Raw genomic sequence first — 793 nt, 5'->3', positions numbered from 1 at the left:
GGGCAGGGCTTGCAACCCAGTTTTCTTGGTCAACTTAACCCCAATCGGAGAATCCAGATGTCAACGCAACTCACACAGCGGTTTGTGCAGGCAATGCACTATGCCCATCGCTGGCATGCTTCTCAAACCCGCAAGGGAACCGGGATCCCTTACCTCAGCCATCTGTTGGCCGTAGCAGCCATCGCCCTGGAGCATGGGGCGGATGAAGATGAAGCGATTGCCGCTCTGCTCCACGACAGCCTAGAGGACGGCCCCCACAACACAGGCGAGCCCCGGGCCCAGATTGAGCAACAGATCCGGGAGCACTTTGGAGAACGGGTGCTGCAGATCATCCTGGGATGTACGGATACCGAAAGCGATGGCTCCCGAGGCGAGCCCAAAGAAAACTGGAAAGAGCGCAAAACCGCCTACCTGAAGCACCTGGAAACGGCAAATGCCTCGGTTTTGTTGGTGGCCGCCTCTGACAAGCTGCACAACGCCCGCTGCATCTTGCGGGATTTTCGCCAACTGGGGGATGAACTCTGGCAGCGGTTTTCCGCCGGAAAAGAGGGATCCCTGTGGTACTACCGATCGTTGGCAGAGATTCTGGGGCGACGGCTGCCCGGCAATCTATCGGCGGAGCTTCAAGAGCTGGTGGCTGAGTTGCAATGCCAAGCTGGAGCGGTAATGCCTTGACAGAGACAAGCAGGGCTGAAGAAAATGCTGAGGGCAGCCCTATTCATCACACTTTTTGGGTCACGCACCTATGGTTCTCGCTGTTGGCACCCCTGCTCCTGGGTTCAACACCACTGAC

Annotated in this window: 1 protein-coding gene; it reads left to right on the top strand. The window is 57.6% G+C overall.

Going from position 1 to position 793, the window contains the following annotated elements; all coding sequences use genetic code 11:
• Positions 1-57 precede the first annotated feature (57 nt).
• Entirely contained in the window at positions 58-675 is a 618-nt protein-coding gene (locus NW856_RS11085) for an HD domain-containing protein (protein WP_414400287.1), read from the top strand.
• The last annotated feature ends 118 nt before the right edge of the window (positions 676-793 follow it).

The sequence above is a fragment of the Synechococcus sp. R3-13 genome (assembly GCF_047462195.1).
Taxonomy (GTDB): Bacteria; Cyanobacteriota; Cyanobacteriia; order Thermostichales; family Thermostichaceae; genus Thermostichus.
This window is presented reverse-complemented; position numbering and strand designations above follow the sequence as displayed.

Coding starts and splice junctions, on each gene's coding strand:
- NW856_RS11085 (WP_414400287.1), top strand. CDS start 58: ATGTCAACGCAACTCACACAGCGGTTTGTGCAGGCAATGCACTATGCC.